At 72.1% G+C, this 23,433-nt stretch carries 20 protein-coding genes, 1 rRNA gene, 1 pseudogene and 1 riboswitch; of the genes and pseudogenes, 5 read left to right on the forward strand and 17 right to left on the reverse strand.

The window, feature by feature from the left end:
• Positions 1 to 12 precede the first annotated feature (12 nt).
• Positions 13 to 719: pseudogene (locus AB0H53_RS06125) on the forward strand (pyridoxamine 5'-phosphate oxidase family protein).
• 496 nt (positions 720 to 1,215) lie between these two features.
• On the opposite strand, the gene AB0H53_RS06130 reads toward AB0H53_RS06125, so the two are convergent.
• The 3 genes from AB0H53_RS06130 to AB0H53_RS06140 all read right to left on the reverse strand — a co-directional run bounded on the left by AB0H53_RS06130 (position 1,216) and on the right by AB0H53_RS06140 (position 4,290).
• The gene (locus AB0H53_RS06130; RefSeq protein WP_362107925.1) at positions 1,216 to 2,169 is read right to left on the reverse strand and encodes a DMT family transporter; all 954 of its coding nucleotides are present in this window, start codon (positions 2,167 to 2,169) and stop codon (positions 1,216 to 1,218) included.
• A 167-nt stretch (positions 2,170 to 2,336) separates the two neighbouring features.
• Complete coding sequence (locus AB0H53_RS06135) at positions 2,337 to 3,329, reverse strand: EamA family transporter (protein WP_362107928.1); 993 nt, start codon at positions 3,327 to 3,329, stop codon at positions 2,337 to 2,339.
• Between the two features lie 328 nt (positions 3,330 to 3,657).
• Positions 3,658 to 4,290: a PadR family transcriptional regulator gene (locus tag AB0H53_RS06140; RefSeq protein ID WP_362108010.1), complete on the reverse strand. Its 633-nt coding sequence runs from the start codon at positions 4,288 to 4,290 to the stop codon at positions 3,658 to 3,660.
• A 140-nt stretch (positions 4,291 to 4,430) separates the two neighbouring features.
• Between AB0H53_RS06140 and AB0H53_RS06145 the strand changes: the two genes are divergently transcribed.
• Positions 4,431 to 5,240, forward strand: coding sequence for a PhzF family phenazine biosynthesis protein (locus AB0H53_RS06145; protein WP_362107931.1), 810 nt, complete (start codon positions 4,431 to 4,433; stop codon positions 5,238 to 5,240).
• 85 nt (positions 5,241 to 5,325) lie between these two features.
• Here AB0H53_RS06145 and AB0H53_RS06150 read toward each other — a convergent pair whose 3' ends face one another.
• The gene (locus tag AB0H53_RS06150) at positions 5,326 to 6,126 is read right to left on the reverse strand and encodes a CPBP family intramembrane glutamic endopeptidase (protein WP_362107934.1); all 801 of its coding nucleotides are present in this window, start codon (positions 6,124 to 6,126) and stop codon (positions 5,326 to 5,328) included.
• 188 nt (positions 6,127 to 6,314) lie between these two features.
• On the reverse strand, positions 6,315 to 7,838 hold the full coding sequence (locus tag AB0H53_RS06155; protein ID WP_362107937.1) for a glutamate--cysteine ligase: 1,524 nt from the start codon (positions 7,836 to 7,838) through the stop codon (positions 6,315 to 6,317).
• A gap of 488 nt (positions 7,839 to 8,326) precedes the next feature.
• Between AB0H53_RS06155 and AB0H53_RS06160 the strand changes: the two genes are divergently transcribed.
• Together AB0H53_RS06160 and AB0H53_RS06165 are read left to right on the forward strand one after the other, a co-directional pair.
• Positions 8,327 to 8,920, forward strand: a complete 594-nt coding sequence (locus tag AB0H53_RS06160; protein WP_362107940.1) for a hypothetical protein — start codon at positions 8,327 to 8,329, stop codon at positions 8,918 to 8,920.
• A gap of 329 nt (positions 8,921 to 9,249) precedes the next feature.
• Positions 9,250 to 9,456, forward strand: coding sequence for a DUF5999 family protein (locus tag AB0H53_RS06165; RefSeq protein ID WP_362107943.1), 207 nt, complete (start codon positions 9,250 to 9,252; stop codon positions 9,454 to 9,456).
• Between the two features lie 57 nt (positions 9,457 to 9,513).
• Here the strand turns inward: AB0H53_RS06165 and gcvP are convergent, their stop codons facing one another.
• Entirely contained in the window at positions 9,514 to 12,399 is a 2,886-nt protein-coding gene (gcvP, locus tag AB0H53_RS06170; protein WP_362107945.1) for an aminomethyl-transferring glycine dehydrogenase, read from the reverse strand.
• A 178-nt stretch (positions 12,400 to 12,577) separates the two neighbouring features.
• Positions 12,578 to 12,677, reverse strand: a riboswitch (glycine riboswitch).
• Positions 12,678 to 12,790: 113 nt separating this feature from the next.
• Between gcvP and AB0H53_RS06175 the strand changes: the two genes are divergently transcribed.
• Positions 12,791 to 13,174 carry a PRC-barrel domain-containing protein gene (locus AB0H53_RS06175; RefSeq protein ID WP_362107948.1) on the forward strand — a complete coding sequence of 128 codons (384 nt, stop codon included), beginning with the start codon at positions 12,791 to 12,793 and terminating at the stop codon, positions 13,172 to 13,174.
• On the opposite strand, the gene AB0H53_RS06180 is transcribed toward AB0H53_RS06175, so the two are convergent.
• From AB0H53_RS06180 to rrf, 11 genes are all read right to left on the reverse strand, one after another.
• A complete protein-coding gene (locus tag AB0H53_RS06180; RefSeq protein ID WP_362107951.1) occupies positions 13,084 to 14,634 on the reverse strand; it encodes a DNA polymerase IV in 1,551 nt (516 codons plus the stop codon). The two genes, AB0H53_RS06175 and AB0H53_RS06180, sit on opposite strands and share 91 nt — an antisense overlap.
• 59 nt (positions 14,635 to 14,693) lie before the next feature.
• Positions 14,694 to 15,287, reverse strand: coding sequence for a MerR family transcriptional regulator (locus AB0H53_RS06185; protein WP_362107954.1), 594 nt, complete (start codon positions 15,285 to 15,287; stop codon positions 14,694 to 14,696).
• A gap of 215 nt (positions 15,288 to 15,502) precedes the next feature.
• Positions 15,503 to 15,976: a bifunctional nuclease family protein gene (locus tag AB0H53_RS06190; protein ID WP_158985224.1), complete on the reverse strand. Its 474-nt coding sequence runs from the start codon at positions 15,974 to 15,976 to the stop codon at positions 15,503 to 15,505.
• Between the two features lie 53 nt (positions 15,977 to 16,029).
• The gene (locus AB0H53_RS06195; protein WP_362107957.1) at positions 16,030 to 16,776 is read right to left on the reverse strand and encodes a MerR family transcriptional regulator; all 747 of its coding nucleotides are present in this window, start codon (positions 16,774 to 16,776) and stop codon (positions 16,030 to 16,032) included.
• 17 nt (positions 16,777 to 16,793) lie between these two features.
• Complete coding sequence (locus tag AB0H53_RS06200; RefSeq protein ID WP_362108013.1) at positions 16,794 to 17,741, reverse strand: FHA domain-containing protein; 948 nt, start codon at positions 17,739 to 17,741, stop codon at positions 16,794 to 16,796.
• An 82-nt stretch (positions 17,742 to 17,823) separates the two neighbouring features.
• Entirely contained in the window at positions 17,824 to 18,618 is a 795-nt protein-coding gene (locus AB0H53_RS06205) for a DUF881 domain-containing protein (protein ID WP_362107959.1), read from the reverse strand.
• A 5-nt stretch (positions 18,619 to 18,623) separates the two neighbouring features.
• Positions 18,624 to 18,956, reverse strand: a complete 333-nt coding sequence (locus tag AB0H53_RS06210; protein ID WP_031069011.1) for a small basic family protein — start codon at positions 18,954 to 18,956, stop codon at positions 18,624 to 18,626.
• The gene (locus AB0H53_RS06215; RefSeq protein ID WP_362107962.1) at positions 18,953 to 19,882 is read right to left on the reverse strand and encodes a DUF881 domain-containing protein; all 930 of its coding nucleotides are present in this window, start codon (positions 19,880 to 19,882) and stop codon (positions 18,953 to 18,955) included. Before AB0H53_RS06215 ends, AB0H53_RS06210 begins: the two co-directional genes overlap by 4 nt.
• Before the next feature lie 112 nt (positions 19,883 to 19,994).
• Positions 19,995 to 22,490 carry a mannose-1-phosphate guanyltransferase gene (locus AB0H53_RS06220; protein WP_362107965.1) on the reverse strand — a complete coding sequence of 832 codons (2,496 nt, stop codon included), beginning with the start codon at positions 22,488 to 22,490 and terminating at the stop codon, positions 19,995 to 19,997.
• A gap of 83 nt (positions 22,491 to 22,573) precedes the next feature.
• Complete coding sequence (locus AB0H53_RS06225; protein ID WP_362107968.1) at positions 22,574 to 23,182, reverse strand: CDP-alcohol phosphatidyltransferase family protein; 609 nt, start codon at positions 23,180 to 23,182, stop codon at positions 22,574 to 22,576.
• A 158-nt stretch (positions 23,183 to 23,340) separates the two neighbouring features.
• Positions 23,341 to 23,433, reverse strand: a 5S ribosomal RNA gene (gene rrf / locus AB0H53_RS06230); the annotation flags it as partial.

Below are 23,433 nucleotides of genomic sequence, written 5' to 3' on the forward strand. Positions count from 1 at the left end.
ATGGAGAGCGCAATGTCGGAGTCCGCCGGGCCCACCGGGCCCACCCCTTCGGCCACGTCCACCGCGTCCCCCGGCTACGAGCCGACCGACCGCACCGTCCCCACCCGCGCCCGGCACAAGGCGTCGTACGACCGGCAGTTGGTGCACGCGATCCTCGACGAGGCGTACGTGTGCCACCTCGGCTTCGTCCGCGACGGCGCGCCGGTCGTCCTGCCGACCCTCTACGGCCGCGTCGGCGAACGGCTCTACGTGCACGGCTCCACCGGCTCGCGGCCCCTGCGCATGGCGGGGCGGTCCGACCCCGGCCTCCCCGTGTGCCTGACGGTCACCCTGGTCGACGGGCTGGTCCTGGCCCGCTCCGCCTTCCACCACTCGATCAACTACCGCTCCGTCGTCATCCACGGCACCGCCCGCCAGGTCACCGACCCCGAGGAGAAGAGCGCCGCGCTCGACGCCTGGTCGACCATGTGGTCCCGGGCCGCTCCCGGGACTCACGCCCCGGCGACGTCAAGGAACTGGCGGCCACCGCCGTCCTCCGCCTCGACCTCCGCGAGGTCTCCGCCAAGCTGCGCACCGGCGGCCCGAACGACGAGCCCGAGGACGTCCAGCTCCCCCACTGGGCCGGTGTCATCCCCCTGACCGGCGGACACGGCACGCCGATCCCGGCCGAGGACCTCGACCCGGCCATCGCCCTGCCCGGCTACCTCTCCGCCCGCTGAACGGCCCGCCCCTCGACCCCGGCCGGCAGGTCCCGCTCGGCGCGGTCGGCGACCGCGCCTCCGTCCGCGGCCCGTCCCCGGCCCTCCGCGGCCCGTGGCCGGCGTCCGAGATCGCGCCGGCCGGGCACGCCCCTCCACCTTCTTCCGCACCGCCCTGCGACCGCGCCGCACCGCGCCCGTGGTGGGAGAGCCGGCCGCCGGGGCCGGGTCGCCGCACCGGCGGACGGACCATCTCCAGCCGGGGACGGCTCGGCACCGGCGGCCGCCGGGGAGGCGCCGTACGGCCGGCTGCTCTCCGGGCTGCGCGGCTGCTGGCGGCCGAGGTGTGGGCGGCGTTCACGTACGACCCACCACTGGCCCGTACGGGAGCGGGGCACGGGACACCGGACCGCCGCACGCCCGGACCGCGGGGTCTCACGCCCCCGGGCCGACGAGCACCGCGTCCCCGCGTCCCCGCGTCCCCGCGTGCCGCGTGCCGCGTGCCGCGTGCCGCGGCTCAGCCGAACGCCTCCGAGCGCCGCCGCACCGCCGCCAGTCGCATCTCGGCGGCGGCCAGCCCCGCCACCGCCACGAGCAACAGCGATGTCCCGGTCACCGTGGCGGCGGTCAACCTCTCGCCGAGCACCGTCACCGCGATGACCGCCGCGCTGACCGGTTCCAGAAGCATGATCACCGACACGGTGGCCGCCCGCACCACCGCGGCGCCCGCGAAGTACAGCGCGTAGGCGAGCGCGGTCGGTACCGCCGCGATGTACCCCAGCAGCAGCACCACCCGGCCGAGCTCGGCGGTGTGCGGCAGCAGGCCCTCGGCCACCGCCATCGGCAGCAGCCCGAGCGTGCCGACGGCGAACGCCCCGGCGGTGGTGGACAGCGCGTCGGCGCCGCCACCGTCCTGTCCCAGCCACCGGGTCAGGAGGGTGACGGCCGCGTATCCGGCGGCCGACAGCACCGCCAGCGCGACACCGGCCGGGCGCACGTCCCCCGCGTCGCCGCCGAGGACCAGTACGGCCAGCCCGGCGAGCGCCCCGGCGACCGCGGCGGACCCACCGCGCCCGAGCCGTTCGCCCATGGTCAGCCGCGCCCCGAGCGCGATGAGCACGGGGCCGGCCCCCAGTGTCACCACCGTGCCGACCGCCAGACCGGTGGCCTGGACGGCCGCGAAGTAGGCGCTCTGGAAGACGGTGAGCCCCAGGCCCGCCCCGAGGACCCGCAGCACGCGCCGCCGGCGCGGTTCGGCCGGCCGGCGCCCGGCACCCCGGCGGCGCAGCGCCAGAGCGCCGAGCAGCAGCACGAGACCGCCGAGGCAGCGCCAGAACGACAGGGCCAGGGGACCGAGGTCACCGGCCCGGAAGACCAGCGAGGCCGCGGCCCCGGCGGTGCCCCAGGCGACCCCGGCGACGATCAGATAGAGCAGGCTGCGCCCGATGGGCGCGGCGGAAGGGTTCGACACGTGACTTCTCCGTGTGGAGGAGGGATGGTTGGCCGCTCGGATCCGCACGCGGGCAGCGACGAACCGCTCGGGGACTGCCCGAGCCGGGTCTCCCTCACGAAGACACGCAGAAAAGTGCCGCCCGCGTTAAGCGGCGGGCGGCGGAAGCACGGTCGAAAGCATGATCGTCACTTTATGCGGCTGCCCGCGGGCCCGGCAACCTCTTCCCCGGAGCAGGCCGGGCCGGAGCTCCCCGCCACCGGGCCGGACGGCGCCTTCGGCGCCGAGGACTGGGCGATGAACGCCCCGACGAGCACCACCGCGCCGCCCAGGATCTGCGGCGCCGACAGGTGCTCCCGCAGCAGCACCCACGCCAGCACGGTCGCGATGACCGCCTCCAAGCACGCGAGCACGCCGGCCACCTGCGGGGAGAGCCTGCGCACGGAGACGACGCCCGTGATGTACGCCAGTACGGTCGCGACCAGCACCACCCAGCCGAGCAGCAGCCAGGCCGGGGCGCGGGTGGCGCCCATGTTCGCCGTACCGCCCAGGACCGACCAGTCCATCCCCCAGGGCCGCGTCACGACGGTGAGCAGCACGGCGCCGAAGAGCAGTCCGTACGCGATGACGCCCAGCGGATCGGCGGGCGAGGTCTCGTCACCGCTCTGGTCGGACAGGACGAAGTAGCCGACCTGGCAGCAGGCCGCCCCGAGCGCCAGGAGCAGGCCCAGCGGGTCGAAGCTCAGCCCGGACCACACCTCGACGACACAGGCGAGGCCGGCGACGGCGAGGACCACCCCGAGCGCGGCGGCGCGCGTCACCGGACGGCGCTGGACGAAGCGGACCCAGCCGAGGACGAGGGCCGGGGCGAGGTACTCGATGAGCAGCGCGACCCCCACCGGGATCCGGGACAGCGCGGCGAAGTAGCACGCCTGGACACCGGCGACGGCGAGCAGGCCGAAGCCGGCCAGCAGGGCGGGCCTGCGGCGCAGCAGGTCGCGGTGGCGCCAGGCGAGGGGCAGCATGACGAGCGCGGCGCCCGTCACCCGCAGCCACACCACGTGCAGCGGGTCGAGACCCGCCTCGATGAGCGGCTTGGCCGCGACACCTGATCCACCGAATGCGAAGGCCGAGGCCAGGGCGAGTCCCAGGCCGGCGCTTCTCCCTTGAGACGCGTGCATCGGCACATGATGGCAGGGGCGCGTCAGGAGCGTAAAGGCTGTCGCACCTGTTGAGACGGTCAGCCGGCGGACGACTCAAGGGGCCGGACCGGTCCGGCCGGGGCCTGCCCGTGCCCGCACCCGCCGTGCCGCTGCGGGCGCCGGGCCCCGGCGGCACCGGGCCGCGGCCCTGGGGTGCCCCCGGTCCGTGCCCCGGCGACAGCGGACCGCGGCGGCGCCGCTCCGCGGCCCGCCCGTGCCGGGCCCCGCGCCGGGCCCCGGTCCGTGCCGGGTCCCGGCATCCCGCCCCGGTGGCCCCGGGGCCCCGCGGGCCCGGGCGGTCGACCGCTCAGTCCTCGTCCGCGAGGATCAGGTAGAGCTTCTTGCGGGCGTCGCCGATGACGGCCAGAGCCTTCTTCCGCTGATCGGGGCTACCGGTCTTCCAGACCTGCCCGAAGGCCTCCATCAGCCCGAAACCGGCCTGGCGGATCTCATTGATCACCTCCCAGTCGACACCGCGCCCGGCCTCCTCCCACGGGGCGTCCGGCCCCGTCTCGGCCTCGGCGCGGCCCGTGTCGGTGAGGGTGAACAGCTTCTTCCCGCCCTCGCTCGCGCTGCTGATGAGGCCCTCGTCCTCCAGCAGCTGGAGCGTCGGGTAGACCGAACCGGGGCTGGGCCGCCAGGCGCCGCCGCTGCGCTCGGCGATCTCCTGGATCATCTCGTAACCGTGCATGGGGCGGTCCTTCAGCAGGGCCAGGATCGAGGCGCGGACATCACCGCGCCGTGCCCGCCCCCGGCCGCCGCCACGCCCGCGCCCGCCCCATCCGGGTCCGCCGCCGAAGACGTGTCCGCCGCCGAACCCCGGGCCGAACGGCCCGAAGGCGGCACGCCGCCCGTCGAAATCGCCCGGACCGTGGCCGCCGGGGCCATGTCCGTGGTGTCCGTGGTGTCCGTGTCCGTGCTCGTGGCCATGTGAACGCATCACCTGGCGCTCCTTCCGTCGTTGAAACTGTCGCGATGCTTCAACGATATATCGGAACATGTTGGCGGGCAATCGTTCGGGTCCAGCGGTCCCGGATTGGCCTTGGTCCGCCGCACCGCCGTGCTCCTACCGTCATGCCCATGCGGATCCGAATCGTCGACGCCTTCACCGACCGTCCCTTCTCCGGCAATCCGGCGGGCGTACTGCTCCTGGACGCTTTCCCGGACGACCACTGGCTCCAGCAGGTGGCCGCCGAGGTCAACCTCTCCGAGACCGCGTTCGCCCACCCCCTGCCGCCGGGCGGCACGGCGGACTGGGCGCTGCGCTGGTTCACGCCGGTCGCCGAGGTCGACATGTGCGGCCACGCCACCCTGGCCACCGCCCATGTGCTGCGCGCCACCGGCCGTGCCGCCGGTACGGTGCGTTTCGCCGCGCGCTGCGGCGTCCTCGCGGCGAGTACGGCAAGGGACGGCACCATCACACTGGACTTCCCGACCTCCGAGCTGACCCCGGTACCGGCACCCGAGGGGCTCGCCGAGGCGCTCGGCGCGCCGGTGGTCTCGGTGCACGACACGTCCCCGCACATCGGTGACCTGCTGGTGGAGCTGGCGGACGAGCGGACCGTACGGTCCCTGGCACCGGACCACGCGGCGCTCACGGCCCTGTCGGAGCGCGGCGTCATCGCCACCGCCGCGGCCGAGGACCCGGGACGGGGCCACGACTTCGTCTCCCGCTGCTTCTTCCCCTCGCTCGGTATCGACGAGGACCCGGTGACGGGCAGCGCGCACACCGCGCTCGCGCCGTTCTGGTCCGCCCGTCTGGGGCGCGGGGAACTGACCGGCTTCCAGGGGGGTGCGCGGACCGGCACCGTACGCACCGCCCTGCGCGGCGAGCGCACCCTGCTGAGCGGCACGGCGGTGACCGTCATCGAAGGCGAACTGCGGGTCTGAACCGCCGAGGGGGCGTACGGCCCCGGCCGCACGCCCCCTCGGTCACACCGGTCACGCCGGTCACCCCGGTCGCCCGGTCACGCCGTCACGCCGTGGGCAGCCACCCCACCTTGCCCGCCAGCAGCGCGTATCCCGCGAACGCCACGATGTCCAGCAGCGCGTGCGCCACCACCAGCGGCCCCACCCGCCCCCATCGCCGGTACAGCAGCACGAACACGGCGCCCATCACCATGTTCCCGATGAACCCGCCGATGCCCTGGTACAGGTGGTAGGAACCGCGCAGGACGGAGCTCGCCACCAGCGCCGCCATCGGGCTCCAGCCGAGCTGCCCCAGCCTGCGCAGCAGGTAGCCGAGGACGACGACCTCCTCCAGGACGGAGTTCTGCACCGCCGACAGGATCAGTACCGGGAACTTCCACCACACGTCGGGCAGCGACTCGGGCACCACCGTGAGGTTGGCCCCGGCCGCCCTGGCCATCAGGTAGAAGACCAGCCCCGTGCTGCCGATCCCGGCCGCGACCAGGGCGCCCCGGCCCAGGTCCGGCCAGGGCCTGCGGCGGTCGAAGCCGATCGCGCGCAGCCCGGCGCCCTCCCTGAGCAGGAAGTGGGCCACCAGCGCCACCGGTACCAGCGCGCTGGCGATGCCGAAGAGCTGCCAGGCCAGGTCGAGCCATGGCCGCCCCGGGGCGTACGAGCCGTTGAGGGTCGCCGCCTGGTCCTTCAGCCCGCCGGGCCTGGTCAGCGACCCGACGAAGCTGATGAGCGCGGCAACGGCGCTGGCCCCCAGGGAGAGCGCCAGCACGAGCAGTGTCTCGGACCGGAGCATCCGGCGCGGCACACCGCCGGGGGGAAGGGAATCGACAACACGTCCCGCCTCTGCCTGCACGCCGGCCTCCACTTCCACAGGAGGTCACAGCTTGCCCGAAGAGCACCCGGGACGCGCAAGCGGGCCGGCGGCAGAAGCGCCACCACCCCGGCCCCCGCGTCGGTCGCGCCCCTCACCCCGCCGGCCCCGCCCACCGGTCACCGCACCCGGCGACGGCCCCCGTCCCGCACCCGGCGGCCGGCCCTCGCTCACCCCGCCCGGCGCCGGCCGGGCGGCGGGAACCCGGTCGGCCAGGTGTGCACCGGGGCGCCCTCGCGCATCAGCTCGCAGTAACGCCGGGTGGTCGCCGCCAGCGCCGCCTCACGCCCGAGTCCCGCCTCCAGCGCCCGGTGGAAGGTGTCCGCCTGCCAGGAGGCGCCGTTGACCCGGCGCCGGCAACGCTCCTCGATGATCCCGAGGTAGCGGTCGCGGTCGGCCGGCTCCACCCCCCAGGCGTCGAGCCCGGCGGCCGCGAGCGGCAGCAGTTCGTCCCGTACCAGCTTCACCGCCGGGACCGTGGTGAACCCGCCGCCCCGGCCCGGGCGTGGCCAGCGCAGCTCGGCGTCGATGCCGTAGCGGCAGGCGGTGTCGAAGTTGCCGGCGGCGTCCGCGAACGGCAGCCGCGTCCACATCGGCTTCGCCTCCTCCGCCAGGGCCCGGACCAGGCCGTAGTAGAAGGCGGCGTTGGCGATCACGTCGTCCACCGTCGGCCCGGCCGGCAGCACGCGGTTCTCCACCCGCAGGTGCGGAACGCCGTCCACCACCCCGTACACCGGCCGGTTCCAGCGGTAGACCGTGCCGTTGTGCAGGACGAGCTCCTGGAGCGCGGGCACGCCTCCGTCGTCCAGGACCCGCAGCGGCTCCTCCTCGTCGCAAATGGGCAGCAGGGCGGGGAAGTACCGCAGGTTCTCCTCGAACAGCTCGTAGGCCGAGTCGATCCAGCGCTCCCCGAACCAGGTGCGCGGGCGCACCCCCTGCGCCTGGAGCTCGGGCGGCCGGGTGTCGGTGGCCTGCTGGAACAGCGGCGGCCTGGACTCGCGCCACACCTCCCGGCCGAACAGGAAGGGGGCGTTGGCGCCCACCGCGATCTGCACCCCCGCGACGGCCTGGGCGGCGTTCCAGACGTCCGCGAACCGCGCCGGGGTGACCTGGAGGTGGAGCTGTACGGAGGTGCACGCCGCTTCGGGCGTGATCGAGCCCGCGGTGCAGCTGAGCCGTTCCACCCCCTGGATGTCGAGCGCGAAGTCCTCGCCGCGGGCACTGACGATCTGGTCGTTGAGCAGCCGGTAGCGGTCGACGTCGGAGAGGTTCGCGGACACCAGGTGGTGTTCGCCGAGCGTCGGCAGAATTCCGATCATCACGATCCCGGCGGCCACCTCCCGCGCCTTGCGGTCGGCGTACGCCAGACCGGTGCGCAGTTCCTCCGCGAGCTGATCGAAAACACGGCCGCCGAGCCGGTGCGGAGCGATGTTCACTTCGAGGTTGAACATTCCGAGTTCCGTTTGGAAATCCCGGCTCGCGATACGCTCCAGCACCTCCGCATTCATCATCCTGGGCAGGCCGTCGGACCCCGCGAGATTGAGTTCGATCTCCAGGCCCATGAGATTCCTCGGCCGGTCGAACCGCTTCTCGCCGAGCAGTCGCTCCAGCGCCTCCAGGCACTGCTGCGACTTCCTGCGGTATCTCTGCCGATCGGACAGGTCGAATCCGCCTGCCACGACCTTCTCCCCCATCGAAGTGTCCCTCCTCGAGTGGGCCGCGCAGGGATGGGCCGCCCGCGTCACGGACGATGATGCCCCGCCCGGCTGATCTGTAACTCCCCCGCGGACCCCGCTTCCCGGATAGGCTGGTGACGTCGGTCACCAGGCACATTCCGGCGGCACGAGGCAGCAGGCAGTTACCACGGGCGGGCCCGGTGAATTGCGCCGGTGGGATCCGGCCGACCGCACCGCGGGACGCCCGGCAGGCCGGGGGCCCGCCCGCCCGGGAAATCCCCATGAACCGCGCATAAAAAAGACCTGATAGGACCTTGCCCGTAATATGACGGCCAGCTAGCGGAAACACCGCGTGAACACGCGTCATATAAACTCCGCGGACGAGGCAGAGAGTCGGCGCCCGGCGATGACCCCTCGGCCCCCCGCTCGGCCCCGTTGCTGACAGTGCCGTCCGCACAGCACGTTCCCCCGCATCACCGTGTCTCTTGAGTGAGAGGCGACCCACCATGCCGCTCCATGTCTCCCCGGCGCCCGCGCCGGCCCTGCGCAGTGTCCTCGCCGCGCTCGGCTCCCCCGCCGTCCGCGAGGCGCACACCCCCGCTCTGCGGTCCGTCCAGGGACCGCTGAGCCCCGAACTGCCGCTTCCGCTGCACCTGCTGGACGTGCGCGACCAGCAGGTGCCCCCCGCCGGCACCCCCCGTACCCGGCTGGCCGGCTGGCGGTTCCTGATCCGCGGCGGCGACCGCCCGGTCGCCGCCGCGGACACGGTGCTCACGGCCGGCGGCTGGAGCTTCTCGCACTTCTTCGAAGGGCCCTACCTCGCCTCCACGGAACGCGCCCTGCGCCAGGCCGAGGCGCTGCAGAACCGCTACCAGCCACGGCTGCTGTCGGTGCCCGACCTGTACATGCTCACGCTCTGGCTGCACGGCGACATCGAGGCGGACCCGGCCACCGGCGACCCCGGCCCGGCCGATCTGCTGGTACCGCTGGCCCCCGCGCCGCCCGGCATCGCCGCTCACGTGCCCTACCGGACAGCCGACCTGCTGCCCGCGCTGACCCTGCGCCTGGCTCCTCAGCCGCTGCTGGAGTCCACCGCCTGACCGGTCCGGCCCCGCCCGGGACCCGCGTACCCCGGCGGTACGCCCGTACCCCGCTGCCCCGCCTCCGCCACGGGAGGCGGGGCGCCGTGTTACCCATACGGCCTAGCCCACTACGGCCACGAAGAACCACCCGAATGGGTGGGGGGGTCGGCCTGAACCATCCCGGCGGGTGATACGTCATTGAGCAGTAGGAAGTGCTGCCGCGAAATACCTGCGGATTGACGCCCGTAGGGCAACACTGGACCGGACCGACCGACACACGGGGGGCGGCCATGAACACCGCATCGAGTCGTAGGACACACACCACACCGCAGCGAAAGAACCCAGCCATGTGCCAGCACCAGCCACCTTGCCCGACCGCCGACTCCGCCGACCGGGAGGCGGCCCGCCTGGTGGCCCACCACCCGGAACAGGGCTGGAGCCTGCTGTGCAACGGCGTCCTCCTGTTCGAGGACACCGGCGAGCTGTTGCCGAACGGCCAGATCATCGCACCGCACCGGCCGCTGAGCCCGGCGCTGGTGGTGGCCGCCGCCTGAGGAACGACTGAGGGCCGGTACGGGAGTCGCCTTCCGTACCGGCCCTCACTCACGCGGTCACTTGTCGTACTCGTCCAGCGGCGGGCACGAGCAGACCAGGTTGCGGTCGCCGAAGGCGCCGTCGATCCGGCGCACCGGCGGCCAGTACTTCGCCGCGGCCGTGACCCCGGCCGGGAACACCGCCTCCTCGCGGGTGTAGGCGTGCTCCCACTCCCCGCTCAGCGCGGCAGCCGTGTGCGGGGCGCCCCGCAGCGGGTTGTCCTCGGCGGGCCACTCGCCGGTCGCCACCTTCTCGACCTCCGCCCGGATGGCGATCATCGCGTCGCAGAACCGGTCGATCTCGGTGAGGTCCTCGCTCTCGGTCGGCTCGATCATCAGCGTGCCGGCCACCGGGAACGACATGGTGGGCGCGTGGAACCCGTAGTCGATCAGTCGCTTGGCGATGTCGTCCACGCTCACCCCGGTCGCCTTGGAGATCGGGCGCAGGTCCACGATGCACTCGTGGGCGACGAGGCCGGCCGGGCCGGTGTACAGGACCGGGTAGTGCGGCTCCAGGCGCTTGGCGATGTAGTTGGCGGCCAGCACCGCGACCTGGGTGGCGCGCTTGAGGCCCTCGCCGCCCATGAGCCGTACGTACGCCCAGGAGATGGGCAGGATGCCGGCCGAGCCCCACGGGGCGGCCGAGATCGGGCCGACGCCCGTCTCCGGGCCCGCGGACGGCTGGAGCGGGTGGTTGGGCAGGTACGGGGCGAGGTGGGCGCGGACACCGACCGGGCCGACGCCGGGGCCGCCGCCGCCGTGCGGGATGCAGAAGGTCTTGTGCAGGTTCAGGTGGGAGACGTCGCCGCCGAACTCACCGGGCCTGGCCAGGCCCACCAGCGCGTTGAGGTTGGCGCCGTCGACGTACACCTGGCCGCCCGCCTCGTGCACCTGGGCGCAGATGTCGGCGACGTGCTCCTCGAACACACCGTGCGTGGACGGGTAGGTGATCATCAGTACGGACAGTTCGTCGCGGTACTGCTCGATCTTGGCGCGCAGGTCCTCGACGTGGATCTCGCCGTCGTCGGCGGTCTTGACCACGACGACCCTCATGCCGGCCATCACGGCGCTGGCCGCGTTGGTGCCGTGCGCGGAGGAGGGGATCAGGCAGACCGTGCGCCGGGTGTCGCCGTTGGCCCGGTGGTAGGCGCGCACCGCGAGCAGACCGGCCAGCTCGCCCTGCGAACCGGCGTTGGGCTGGAGGGACACCTTGTCGTAGCCGGTGACCTCGGCGAGGCGCTCCTCCAGCTCGCGGATGAGCGTGAGGTAGCCCTGCGCCTGGTCGACCGGGGCGAAGGGGTGGATCTGCGCGAACTCCGGCCAGGTGACCGGCTCCATCTCGGTGGTCGCGTTCAGCTTCATGGTGCAGGAGCCGAGCGGGATCATGCCGCGGTCCAGCGCGTAGTCGCGGTCGGCGAGCCGGCGCAGGTAGCGCAGCATCGCGGTCTCGGAGCGGTGCGCGTGGAAGACCGGGTGGGCGAGGTAGCCGTCGGACCGCAGCAGCGCCTCGGGCAGCGCGTCGCCCGCCGTGGCGTCCAGCGCCTCGATGTCGCCGTGCACGCCGAAGGCGTCCCACACGGCGGCGAGCTGGGCGCGGCCGGTGGTCTCGTCGCAGGCGAAGGAGACGTGGTCGGCGTCGACCAGGCGGACGTTGACGCCGTTCTCGCGCGCGGCGGCCACGGCCTCGGCCGCCTTGCCCGGCACCCGGACGGTCAGGGTGTCGAAGAACGCGGAGTGGACGACCTCGACGCCGCCGGCGCGCAGACCCTCGGCGAGGATCGTCGCGTAGCGGTGGACGCGCCGGGCGATCTCCCGCAGGCCGTCGGGGCCGTGGTAGACCGCGTACATGCCGGCCATCACGGCGAGCAGCACCTGCGCGGTGCAGATGTTGCTGGTGGCCTTCTCGCGGCGGATGTGCTGCTCGCGGGTCTGCAGCGCCAGGCGGTAGGCCTTGTTGCCGTCCGCGTCGACGGAGACGCCGACGAGCCGGCCCGGCAGGCTGCGGGCGAACTTCTCGCGCACGGCCATGTAACCGGCGTGCGGGCCGCCGAAGCCCATCGGGACGCCGAAGCGCTGGGTGGTACCGACGGCGATGTCCGCGCCCAGGTCGCCGGGCGAGGTGAGCAGGGTCAGGGCGAGCAGGTCGGCGGCGACGGTGACGACCGCGCCGAGCTCGTGGGCCCGCTCGATGACCGGCTTGATGTCCCGTACCGCGCCGGAGGCGCCCGGGTACTGGAGCAGCACGCCGAACACGCCGCGCTCGGCGGCCTCGGCCGGGATTCCCTCGCTGAGGTCGGCGACGACGACCTCGACACCGGTCGGTTCGGCACGGGTGCGGATGACCGCGATGGTCTGGGGCAGGGCGTCGGCGTCGACCAGGAAGACACCGTTCTTGACCTTGCCGACGCGGCGGGCCAGCGACATGGCCTCGGCGGCCGCGGTGCCCTCGTCGAGCAGTGAGGCGCCGGAGGTGGGCAGCCCGGTCAGGTCGGCGACCATGGTCTGGAAGTTCAGCAGGGCCTCCAGGCGGCCCTGCGAGATCTCCGGCTGGTAGGGCGTGTACGCCGTGTACCAGGCCGGGTTCTCCATCACGTTGCGCAGGATCACCGGCGGGGTGAAGGTGCCGTAGTAGCCGAGGCCGATCATCGGGGCCAGCACCTCGTTGCGCTCGGCGAGCGAGCGGAGCTCGGCCAGGACCTCGGCCTCGGTGCGGGCGTCCGGCAGCCCGAGCGCCTCGGCGCTCTTGATGACGTCCGGCACCGCGGCGGCGGTGAGCTCGTCGAGCGAGCCGTAGCCGACCTGGGCGAGCATCTTGGCGCGCTCTTCGGCGTCCGGCCCGATGTGGCGCTGCTCGAAGGGGGTGCCTCGCTCCAGCTGGGAGAGCGGAATGCGATTGGCGGTCATGGCTGAGGCCTCCTGGTCGATGCGACCTGCGAGGGGCACCACGGCGCGGGTGCCCGGACGGCCTCCCCCTCTGTCATCTGCACCTGAGAGCTTCACCGGGCACCCCGTGGGGCGACCCGGCTTTCACCGTCGGTGAGAGCGGATGCCGTCCGACGTCCGCCCTTCTTTCCAGAGTGACCTCGTCCGTGCGGTACCGGGTGCCTGAGAGATTCCGGGGAGGATTTGCTCCTTCGGCGCCTCCGGAAGGTTTCTCCGGAGGACTCTCCCGCACGGGGTCAGCGGCCGTCTGCCAGCCTACCAGCGAGGTTCCGCACCCATCCCTCGAGTGGACGTGGGTCAGGATGTGCCCTTTGGTAGTGCTGGAGAGCAGTTGCGACCTGTTGGAGGGACCGTGCAGACCGATATCGATCCGCGCAGCCTGATCGGCCGCAAGGCCTTCGACCGCAACGGCCACCGCATCGGAACCGTGGACGAGGTGTACCTGGACGACGCGACGGGCGTGCCCGAGTGGGCGGCGGTGCGCACCGGTCTGTTCAGCCGGGACGCTTTCGTACCGCTGGCGCCCAGCGACCTCGCCGACGACGGGCTGCACGTCCCCTACGAACGGGCACTGATCAGGGACGCGCCGGATTTCGGCGTCGGCCGCCACCTCTCGCCCGAGCAGGAGATGCAGCTCTACCAGCACTACGGCATCGAGCTGCCGGCCGCCCCGGAGGCGTCCGCGCCGCCCCCCGCCGACCGGGACTTCGGCAAGCTGGCCGGCCAGGACGACTGAGGGCCGGGCACCGCACCGGCCCCGTCGGCGCCCGTCTCCCGCACCAAAGGCAGCGGCTCCGACGGCGTCAGATTCGGATCGTCCGACCAGAACGTGCGCACCCGCCCCGGCGGCGACCACGGCTCCTCGAAGCGCACGGTGACCCGCCCGACCCCGCTGCCCTGCACCCATCCCGCCCCGTACACGCTGTGGCGCACGTCGTGCCCCGCCGGCCATCGGCGTTCCGTCTCGGGTCCGGCGCGCGGTGTCGCTGCCCCCGCCTCACCGCCCGCGCCCGGCTCGCCCGCCGGTGGGGCCTCCTCCAGGAGGCCGGACGTCTCCCGGCCGGCCGCCCCGGCGTCCGCCGCCCCGTCCGCGGCGGCCATCTCCGCCGCGGCCCGCTCCGCTGCCGCCGCCTGCGCGAACAGGTCCTCCTGTGTGAAGTCCGCCAGCCCCGTCACGCCCACCCCCAGCAGCCGCACCCCGCCGGTGGTGTCCACCGCCTCCAGCAACCGTCCCGCCGCCTCGCGCACCACCACCGGGTCGTCCGTGGGTCCCCGCAGCGTCTCGGACCTGGTCAGCGTCGAGAAGTCGTACCGCCGCACCTTCAGCACCACCGTCCGCCCCGAACGCCCGGCCGCCCGCAGCCGTCGCACGCACCGGTCGGCCAGCCGTCCCACCTCCAGCCGCACCCGCGCCCGGTCGTGCAGGTCCACGTCGAAGGTGTCCTCCACCGACACCGACTTGGCGTCCCGCTCGGACACCACGGGCCGGTCGTCGTGGCCCTGCGCCATCCGGTACAGGGCCACCCCGTGTGCCCTGCCCAGCAGCCTCACCAGCTCGTCCTCGCCCGCCTCCGCCAGGTCCGCCACCGTCGTCATCCCGGCCCGCCGCAGGTGCTCGCCGGTGGCCGGGCCCACCCCGGGCAGTGTCCGCACCGGCATGGGCCCCAGCAGCTCGCGCTCCGTGCCCGGTTCGATCAGCACCAGGCCGTCCGGCTTGGCCTGCTCGGAGGCGATTTTGGCGATCATCTTGGAGCCCGCCAGCCCCACCGACCCGGTCAGCCCGGTGACCGCCCGGATGTCCCCGCGCAGCCGCTCACCGGCCGCGCGGGCCGTCGCCGCGTCGTGCGCCGTGCCGCCCGCCTCCAGGTCCACGAACGCCTCGTCCAGGCTCAGCGGCTCCACCAGCGGCGACAACCGGCCCAGCAGCTCCATCACCTGCTCGCTCACCGCCCGGTAGAGCGAGAAGCGCGGCACCAGGTACGCGGCGTTCGGTGCCAGGCGCCGCGCCTGCGCCATCGGCATCGCCGAGTGCACCCCGAACCTCCGGGCCTCGTAGGAGGCGGTGGCGACGACCCCGCGCGGCCCCAGCCCGCCGACCACCACCGGCTTGCCGCGCAGACTCGGCTTCGCGGCCTGTTCGGCGGCTGCGAAGAAGGCATCCATGTCCAGATGCAGGATCGTCGGCGCGGCTCTCACATCTCCGATGCTGCCCTACGCCACTGACAACCGGCCTGTAGGCGGGTGCGGCGGGGCGGTCAGACGGCCCTGTCGCGCCGGCGCCGCGCCAGCTCGTCGGTCGGGTTGTGCCCGATCAGCGTCTCCCCGGTGTCGACGCGCTCCCCGTGCAACTGCGACAGCGCCGCCTCGACGTCCCGCCACACCACGCCCACGGCGATGCCGAAGACGCCCTGGCCGCCCTGGAGGAGGTCGACGACCTCGTCCGGTGACGAGCACTCGTACACCGTCGCCCCGTCGCTCATCAGCGTCATCCGCTCCAGGTCGCGAAAGCCCCGGGCGCGCAGGTGCTGGACGGTGGTCCGGATGTTCTGCAACGCGACCCCGGTGTCCAGGAACCGCTTCACGATCTTGAGGACGACCACGTCCCGGAAGCTGTAGAGGCGCTGTGTCCCCGACCCGTACGCGGGCCGGACACTGGGCTCCACCAGCCCGGTGCGCGCCCAGTAGTCGAGCTGCCGGTAGGTGATGCCGGCCGCCGCGCACGCCGTGGGCCCCCGGTAACCGATGGTCTCGGTGGCCGGGTCGGTCGCGTCCGCCTGGAGCGGGTACGGCCCGCTCTCCCCCGGACGCCGTCCGGGGGAACCCCCTGCCGTGCCGTCGCCGCTGCTCATCACGCCGACCCTCCGTCCTTGACCTGCCATCTCGACGGTAGGCAGTCGCCCGGGGTGCGTCAACGATCGCCACACTCGGCACGCCGAGTGATAATCACCCTGAGAGTGGTTTGCCGTGACCCGATCGCGGGAAGGGCTACTCGAATGCGCTGACGGAACCCCAGGAGACGGATCACTACGGCGGGTCCCCCGCCGGCGGGCGGCGGTTCACGGCGTCACTGGCTGCTGCTGCCGAAGTCCTCGGGGGAGATCTGGTCGAGGAACTCGCGGAACTTCTCCACCTCGTCCTCCTGCTCGTCCGGGATGGCGATCCCGGCGTCGTCCAGCACTCCGTCGCTGCCGAAGATCGGCGTTCCCGTGCGCAGGGCCAGCGCTATGGCGTCGGAGGGCCTGGCGCTCACCTCGACACCGCTGGCGAAGACCAGCTCCGCGTAGAAGACGCCTTCCCGCAGGTCCGTGATCCGGACCTCGGTCAGCTCCTGGCCCACGGCCTCGAGCACATCCTTGAAGAGGTCATGAGTGAGCGGCCGGGCGGGGGCCATGCCCTGCTGGGCGAAGGCGATGGCCGTCGCCTCCCCCGGACCGATCCAGATGGGGAGGTACCGATCGCCTCCCACTTCACGCAGGAGCACGATCGGCTGGTTGGAGGGCATTTCCACCCGGACACCGACAACATCGAGCTCGTTCACATTGCAACCCTAGGACGTGCCGGACCGGTTTGGGTAGTCGGGGCTCCCCAAGATCAGTGCAAGCGGACCCCGAGGGCCGTCTGCACCAGGGCCGCGTGCAGCCGCACGGACAGCGCCGCCAGCTCCTTCACGGTCGCCTCGGCATGCGCCCTGGTCTGCGGATTGCGGTGCCGGCGCAGGGGCGCGACGACCTGCTCGACCAGACCCGCCTCACGTTCGGCGGCCGCCTTCACGGCCCGCAGATGCCGGGGCTCCAGGCCGAACCGGCCGAGTTCGGCGACGATCCTGGCGACGGTGACCGCCTCGGCGTCGTACCCGCCGTCCGGCAACGGCACGACGAGCCCGTACGCCTCCCACGCGGCCAGCTCCTCCTCGCCGGCGTCGGCGGCCGCCAGGAGCTCCTCCCGGCCGACCCGCGCGGCCGTGGGGCCGTCCTGAGCGGGCTCCCAGGGGCCCGCGTCCAGGCGTTCGCGCTGCGGGCCCTGGGCGGGCAGCTGCGCCTGCTCGCCCCGGGCGAGCGCGTCCAGGTGCTCCCGGATGACCTTCAGCGGAAGGTAGTGGTCACGCTGCATGCGCAGGATCTGCGCCAGCCGTTCCACGTCAGCCGGACTGAACTTCCGGTATCCGGAAGCCGTCCGCTGCGGCTCGACGAGCCCCTCGGCCTCCAGGAAGCGAATCTTGGAGATGGTGACTTCGGGGAACTCCTCGCGGAGCCGATGGAGCACCGTGCCGATGCTCACCAGCTGATCGGCCGCGCCGGCGGTGCCGTCACCGGCACCGCCCGTCGTGGTTCGCAGCATGGGCCTTCCCCGCCCGGTCACACGCCTCGCTGGCTCGCGTAGAAGACCAGCCGGTACTTGCCGATCTGGACCTCGTCGCCGTTCGACAGCGGGACCGAGTCGATCCGCTCGCGGTTGACGTACGTGCCGTTCAGGCTGCCGACGTCCGAGACGGTGAAAGTGCCGTCGGGCGCCCTGTGGAATTCCACATGCCGCCGGGACACCGTCACGTCGTCCAGGAAGATGTCGCTCTGCGGGTGCCGCCCCGCCGTGGTCAGATCGCTGTCCAGGAGGAAACGGCTGCCCGAGTTGGGACCGCGCCGCACGACCAGGAGCGCCGAGCCGAGCGGCAGGGCCTCCACGGCGGCCTGAGCCTCGGGCGACAGCGACGGCAGCTGCGTCTGGCCGGTGGCCTCCGCGTCGTACGCCTCCAGGCCCGAGATGGAGATGGTCGAGGTCGTCTCGGAGGCGCGTTCCGCCGGGACCCCGCCGCGCAGCGGCGCGCCGCAGTTGGAGCAGAACCGACTCGCCTCGGCGTTGCGGTGCCCGCACCTCGTACAAACCGGCATGGACGAACCCTCCTGCCGCGGCTGGCCCGCGTGGGCGCTGGTCGCATAGGGGTCGGAGGCGAACCCTCCACCCGCACTCGAGGTTGATGGATCACCGAAACCTATGCGGCCGGAACCGGCAGGGTCAACAGACGCGCCCTGGCCTCCCGGAATGTCACCACCGGGACCGGCGACCTCGTCACGGAACAGCGGGCGCTCGGCGCCCTGCTCCTCGTTCTGGCCAGTCTGGCCATGGCGCGGTGCGCGATGGCGGGCGCTGCCGCCGTCCTCGCGTGCGCTCTTGCCGAACAACTTCGCAAACAACTTCACGGGCGATTCCCCTTGACCGAAACAGACCCGCCCGTGGGGCAGGACGAACCCTGAATGACCACACCTGCCGACCCGGACATCCTCACAACGTCCGTATCCTCCGGACAGTTTCCACCACGCACCACCGTTGTGATGCGCCGACCCCCCGCAACCTCATCCCCTTGTCGAGCGGCCTCCATGCACCCCCGCCTCACTGCGGTGACGACCGAGCGTAGTCAGGCCGTTCCGCCGGTCGCAAGGCGTCCACGACGATCTTCTCCGACCGTGTGACCGTGGCGGTGGCCTGCTCCTTCTCCAGCGTCTGCACGACACCGCCCGGGATGTTCAGGGCCGGCTCGAGGTCCTGCGGCTTGCCGATGACCTTGAAGCTGTACGGTGCGCTGATCTTGCGGCCGTCCACCTCGATGGCGCCGGCCTCCCCGGAGAAGTACGTGTCGGCGACCACCCGGACGTCGTTGACCTGGATCGCCTCGGCCCCGGCGGCCCGCAGCTCCTGGATGGCGTCCAGCAGCATGTCCGGCTCGACCGCGGCCGCGCCGCCGGCGATGGTGAGCGTGATGCCCGGGCCCTGTGCGGCCACCGTACCCGCCAGGATGCCGAGCTGACGCTCCCTTTCGAGCGTCTGCTTGCGGGCCTCCTCCGCCTGGTCCGAGCTGTTCTCCAGCTCGGTGCGCTGGGCCTCCAGGCGGGACCTCTCGTCCTCCAGCCGCTGCGTACGGTCGTCCAGCTCGTCCAGGATCCGCACCAGGTCCTCCTGGCGGGCGCCCCGCAGGGTGCTGTCGTCGCTGGTCGAGCGGACCTGGATGGCCAGACCGAGGCCCAGCCCGAACAGCAGGACGGCCACGATGAGTTGGGCGCGGGTGATCCGCGGCGGCCACAGTCCGGCGATCAGCCGCTGGCGGCCGGTCGGCGACGGGCGCCGCGGCTCGGCCGGCGGCGCGCCCTGGGGCGGGTTGTCGTTGTTGGGGGTCGGTTCGCTGTTCATCGGCCTCACGCCCGGAACACGTGCCGGCGGATGGCGGCCGCGTTGGAGAAGATCCGGATGCCGAGCACGACCACCACACCCGTGGACAACTGCGCGCCGACGCCGAGCTTGTCCCCGAGGAACACGATCAGCGCCGCGACGACGACGTTGGACAGGAAGGAGACGACGAAGACCTTGTCGACGAAGATGCCGTCGAGCATGGCGCGCAGACCTCCGAAGACCGCGTCGAGGGCGGCGACCACGGCGATGGGGAGGTAGGGCTCCACCACCGCCGGCACCTCGGGCCGGACGAACAGTCCGACCACGACTCCCACGACGAGGCCCAGTACGGCGATCAAGATGTGCCCTTCCCTGTGTCGGCCGCGCCCGGTCCGTCACCCGTGCCGGTGCCGGCGGTCCTCGGCTCTGCTGTACGTACGATCAGGCTCGGCGCGGCCGGCAGACGCACCTCGGCCTGATCCGAAATGCTGGTGCGGATACCGAAGTTCTCCTGGAGCACCCGCAGGTACTGGCCGTCCGCGCTGTCCTGGAACTCGGCGCCCAGCTTCTTGCCGTCCCCGACCGCGAGCACCGTGTACGGCGGCACGAGCGGCTTGTTGTCGACCAGTATGGCGTCGCCCGCGGCGCGGATCGCGGACAGGGCGGTCAGGCGCTGCCCATTGATGGCGATCGCCTCCGCCCCCGACTGCCACAGTCCGTTGACGACCCGCTGCATGTCCCGGTCGCGCACCCGCCCGGTGTCGGTGAAACCGCTGCTCTCGCGCGGCCCGTCGCCGCCCTGCTCGGTGTCCTTGGCGTCGTCGACGACCAGCTTGACGCCCGGCCCCTTCACCGCTGTCGCGCCGGAGAGCAGCGCGACCAGCCCTCCCTGGTCCCCGCCGTGCCGCTGCAACGCCCTGCGCTGACGCTCCCCCACCTCGGCGCGCAGCTCCTCGATCTTCTTCTCCAGGCCGTCGGCGGCCGATGTCTCGGAGTCGATGCGGTCGATGAGCTCCTCGCGCTCCTTGGCCACGACCGGTGCGGAGATCTGCGCCTGTGCGGCGCCGAGCGTGACGATCGCGGCGGCCAGCACGAGTCCGGCGGCCAGGCCCAGCTTGGCGCGCAGGGAACGGGGCAGGCCGCCGCCCTCGGCGGCCCTGCGGGCCGAGGCCTCCGCGTAGCCGTCGTCCAGCGCGTGGTCCATCACATTGGTCAGCAGCGACATGGACGCGTCGGGGCGCGGAGGCGGGGATCCGGTGCTCCGAACGGGGGGCTGCTGCGACATGCCGCACATCGTCGCACGTCGGAGCGGCTACCGCCGAATGGCCCCACCGGTGTGCCGGGAGGCGCCCGCAGGCACCTCCCGGCACACCGGTGTCATCCCCGTCGGGTCCGGGTCAGCGGCCGGCGCTGTCCACGACCGCGGCCCACTCGTCGAGCAGGGCCTCCGCGGACGCGTCGTCCGGGCCCTCCGCCCACAGGTGGGTGACGGCCTCGGCGGGGTCGGGGAGCACCATCACCCACCGGCCGTCGGCCTCCACGACCCGTACGCCGTCCGTGGTGTCCACGTGCCGGTCGCCGGCCGCCTCCACCACTCGCCGCATGACGAGCCCCTTGACGGCCCAGGGGGTCGCCAGGTCCCGCTTGAGCACATGGGCTCGCGGTATGCGCGCGTCGATCTGGCTCAGCGTGAGCTGCGTACGCGCCACCAGCCCGATCAGCCGGACGAAGGCCGCCGTGCCGTCGAAGACACTGCTGAACTCCGGCACGATGAATCCGCCGCGGCCGTCACCGCCGAAGATGGTGGACTCCTCCCGTCCGACCCGGGTGAGGTCGTCGGGCGAGGTGGTGGTCCAGTCCACCTGCGTGCCGTGGTACGCGGCCACCTGCTCGGCGATGCGGGTGGTGGTCACCGGCAGGGCCACCCGTCCACTGCGCCGCTCGGCCGCGACCAGGTCGAGGAGTACCAGCAGGGCCCGGTCGTCCTCGATGATCCGGCCCCGCTCGTCCACGAGGGACAGCCGCTCACCGACCGGGTCGAACCGCACGCCGAACGCCGCCCGCGCCGAGGCGACGATCTCGCCCAGCCGGACCAGTCCGGCGCGGCGGGACTCCGCGGTCTCGGTGGGCCGTGCTTCGTCGAGGCCCGGGTTGATGGTCAGCGAGTCGACCCCGAGCCGTCCGAGGAGGCTGGGCAGGACGAGGCCGGCGCTGCCGTTGGAGGCGTCGACCACGACCTTGAGGCCCGCTTCGGCCACGCCCGTCGTGTCGACGTTCCGCAGCAGTGAACCGGTGTAGGAGTCGAAGACGCTGGACGGGAAGCTCAGGTCACCGATCTCGCCGGGGAACGCCCGCCGGTACTCCTGGCGTGCGAAGACCCGGTCGAGCTTGCGCTGCCCGCCCTGGGAGAGGTCGGCGCCGCGCTCGTCGAAGAACATGATGTCCACGGAGTCCGGCACACCGGGCGTCGTGCGGATCATGATGCCGCCGGCGCTTCCCCGGGCCGTCTGCTGCCGCGCGACGGGCAGCGGGACGTTCTCCAGGTCCCGTACGTCGATGGCGCTGGCCTGGAGCGCCGAGATCACCGCACGCTTGAGCGCTCGCGCGCCTCGGGAGTGGTCACGGGCCGTGGTGACCGTGGCGCCCTTCTTCAGGGTCGTCGCGTACGCCCCGGCCAGCCGTACGGCCAGCTCCGGGGTGATCTCCACATTGAGGATCCCGGAGACGCCGCGGGCACCGAACAGGTGCGCCTGGCCGCGCGACTCCCAGATCACGGAGGTGTTGACGAAGGCGCCGGCCTCGATCGTCTTGAACGGGTAGACCCGGACGTTGCCCTGCACGATCGATTCTTCGCCGACCAGGCATTCGTCACCGATGACGGCGCCGTCCTCGATGCGGGCGGATCGCATGATGTCGGTGTTCTTGCCGATCACACAGCCGCGCAGGTTGCTGTGCGGCCCGATGTAGACGTTGTCGTGAACAACCGCCTTGTGCAGGAAGGCGCCGCTCTTCACGACCACGTTGGAGCCCACGACGGTGTGCTCACGGATCTCGACGCCGGCTTCGACCTTGGCGTAGTCCCCGATGTACAGCGGTCCGCGCAGCACGGCGTCGGGGTGCACCTCGGCGCCCTCGGCGACCCATACGCCGGGAGAGATCTCGAACCCGTCGAGCTCCACGTCGACCTTGCCCTCGAGCACGTCGGCCTGGGCCTTCACATAGCTCTCGTGCGTGCCGACGTCCTCCCAGTAGCCCTCGGCGACATAGCCGTAGATCGGCTTGCCTTCCTTCATGAGCTGCGGGAAGACGTCACCGGACCAGTCGACCGGGACGTCGGCCTCGACGTAGTCGAAGACCTCGGGCTCCATCACGTAGATGCCCGTGTTGACCGTGTCCGAGAAGACCTGTCCCCAGGTGGGCTTCTCGAGGAAGCGCTCCACCTTCCCTTCTTCGTCCACGATGGTGATGCCGAACTCCAGGGGGTTCGGCACACGGGTCAGACAGACCGTGACCAGAGCACCCTTTTCCTTGTGGAATCTGATGAGGTCGGTCAGGTCGAAGTCGGTGAGGGCGTCGCCGGAGATGACCAGGAAGGCGTCGTCCTTCAAGGCCTCCTCGGCATTCTTGACGCTCCCTGCGGTGCCGAGCGGCTTCTCCTCATTGGCGTATGTGAGCTCCATGCCGAGCTCTTCGCCGTCGCCGAAGTAGTTCTTGACGAGGGAGGCAAGAAACTGCACGGTTACCACGGTCTCACTGAGTCCGTGCCGCTTGAGCAGGCGCAGCACATGCTCCATGATCGGCCTGTTGGCCACGGGCAGGAGCGGCTTGGGCATGCTCGAAGTCATCGGGCGAAGGCGAGTTCCTTCGCCACCGGCCATTACGACGGCCTTCATGTTGGAAGCGTCCTCCTAGCAGAGACGACGGTCTAGCCGACCTGGCCCGTCCGGACGCTCTCACGCGTCAAACGGCAACAGGCTCAATCGGCCTCGGCATCCGCCTTGACAAGTCGGCGGACCTGGACCACATACAGGATCCCTGCCCACCAATAGAGAGTTGTACCCCATCCGGCGAAGGCCCACCCGAAAACTTCAGCGAGTGACGCGAGCCATCCTTCTCCGTCACTGAGCAGCAGGAGAGGGAAGGCGTACATCAAGTTGAACGTGGCCGCCTTGCCCAGGAAGTTCACCTGCGGCGGCGGGTACCCGTGCCGGCGGAGGATTCCCACCATCACCAGCAGCATCAGCTCGCGGGCCAATAGGGCAGCGGTGAGCCACAGCGGGAGGATCTCACGCCAGGTGAGGCCGACCAGGGTGGAAAGGATGTAGAGACGGTCGGCGGCGGGGTCGAGGAGGCGCCCGAGACGGCTGATCTGGTTCCAGCGGCGGGCGAGCTTGCCGTCCAGGTAGTCGCTGACACCGCTGAGCATGAGCACCAGCAGCGCCCAGCCGTCACTATTGGGCTGGTCGAACACAGGACGGAGAATCAGCCACAGGAACAGCGGTACGCCGACGAGGCGAGCCATGCTCAGGATGTTGGGGATGGTGAGGACCCGGTCCGTCTGGACGCGGGTCTCCTGGACCTCCACCCGGGGGCCTCCTGTGGGAACGAGCCGACGATGCTCCCTGACTTTACCGTCAGCCCCGGCCGGCCGACGCACAGGGTCCCGGGCCCTCCCGCCAGGTCCTGTACTGCGGAAACAGAAAAGCCCCGCACCAAGAGGTGCGGGGCTTTCCCGTAATATTTGTTCGGCGGCGTCCTACTCTCCCACAGGGTCCCCCCTGCAGTACCATCGGCGCTGAAAGGCTTAGCTTCCGGGTTCGGAATGTAACCGGGCGT

Origin of the sequence: Streptomyces sp. NPDC050856 (genome assembly GCF_040653855.1) — a bacterium.
In the GTDB taxonomy this organism is placed as follows: domain Bacteria; phylum Actinomycetota; class Actinomycetes; order Streptomycetales; family Streptomycetaceae; genus Streptomyces.

Excerpts from the sequence above, each read along its gene's own strand:
- AB0H53_RS06135 (WP_362107928.1), bottom strand. The coding sequence starts at position 3,329 with ATGCACGCGTCTCAAGGGAGAAGCGCCGGCCTGGGACTCGCCCTGGCC.
- AB0H53_RS06140 (WP_362108010.1), bottom strand. The coding sequence starts at position 4,290 with ATGCGTTCACATGGCCACGAGCACGGACACGGACACCACGGACACCAC.
- AB0H53_RS06145 (WP_362107931.1), top strand. The coding sequence starts at position 4,431 with ATGCGGATCCGAATCGTCGACGCCTTCACCGACCGTCCCTTCTCCGGC.
- AB0H53_RS06155 (WP_362107937.1), bottom strand. The coding sequence starts at position 7,838 with ATGGGGGAGAAGGTCGTGGCAGGCGGATTCGACCTGTCCGATCGGCAG.
- AB0H53_RS06160 (WP_362107940.1), top strand. The coding sequence starts at position 8,327 with ATGCCGCTCCATGTCTCCCCGGCGCCCGCGCCGGCCCTGCGCAGTGTC.
- AB0H53_RS06165 (WP_362107943.1), top strand. The coding sequence starts at position 9,250 with ATGTGCCAGCACCAGCCACCTTGCCCGACCGCCGACTCCGCCGACCGG.
- gcvP (WP_362107945.1), bottom strand. The coding sequence starts at position 12,399 with ATGACCGCCAATCGCATTCCGCTCTCCCAGCTGGAGCGAGGCACCCCC.
- AB0H53_RS06185 (WP_362107954.1), bottom strand. The coding sequence starts at position 15,287 with ATGAGCAGCGGCGACGGCACGGCAGGGGGTTCCCCCGGACGGCGTCCG.
- AB0H53_RS06195 (WP_362107957.1), bottom strand. The coding sequence starts at position 16,776 with ATGCTGCGAACCACGACGGGCGGTGCCGGTGACGGCACCGCCGGCGCG.
- AB0H53_RS06205 (WP_362107959.1), bottom strand. The coding sequence starts at position 18,618 with ATGAACAGCGAACCGACCCCCAACAACGACAACCCGCCCCAGGGCGCG.
- AB0H53_RS06215 (WP_362107962.1), bottom strand. The coding sequence starts at position 19,882 with ATGTCGCAGCAGCCCCCCGTTCGGAGCACCGGATCCCCGCCTCCGCGC.
- AB0H53_RS06220 (WP_362107965.1), bottom strand. The coding sequence starts at position 22,490 with ATGAAGGCCGTCGTAATGGCCGGTGGCGAAGGAACTCGCCTTCGCCCG.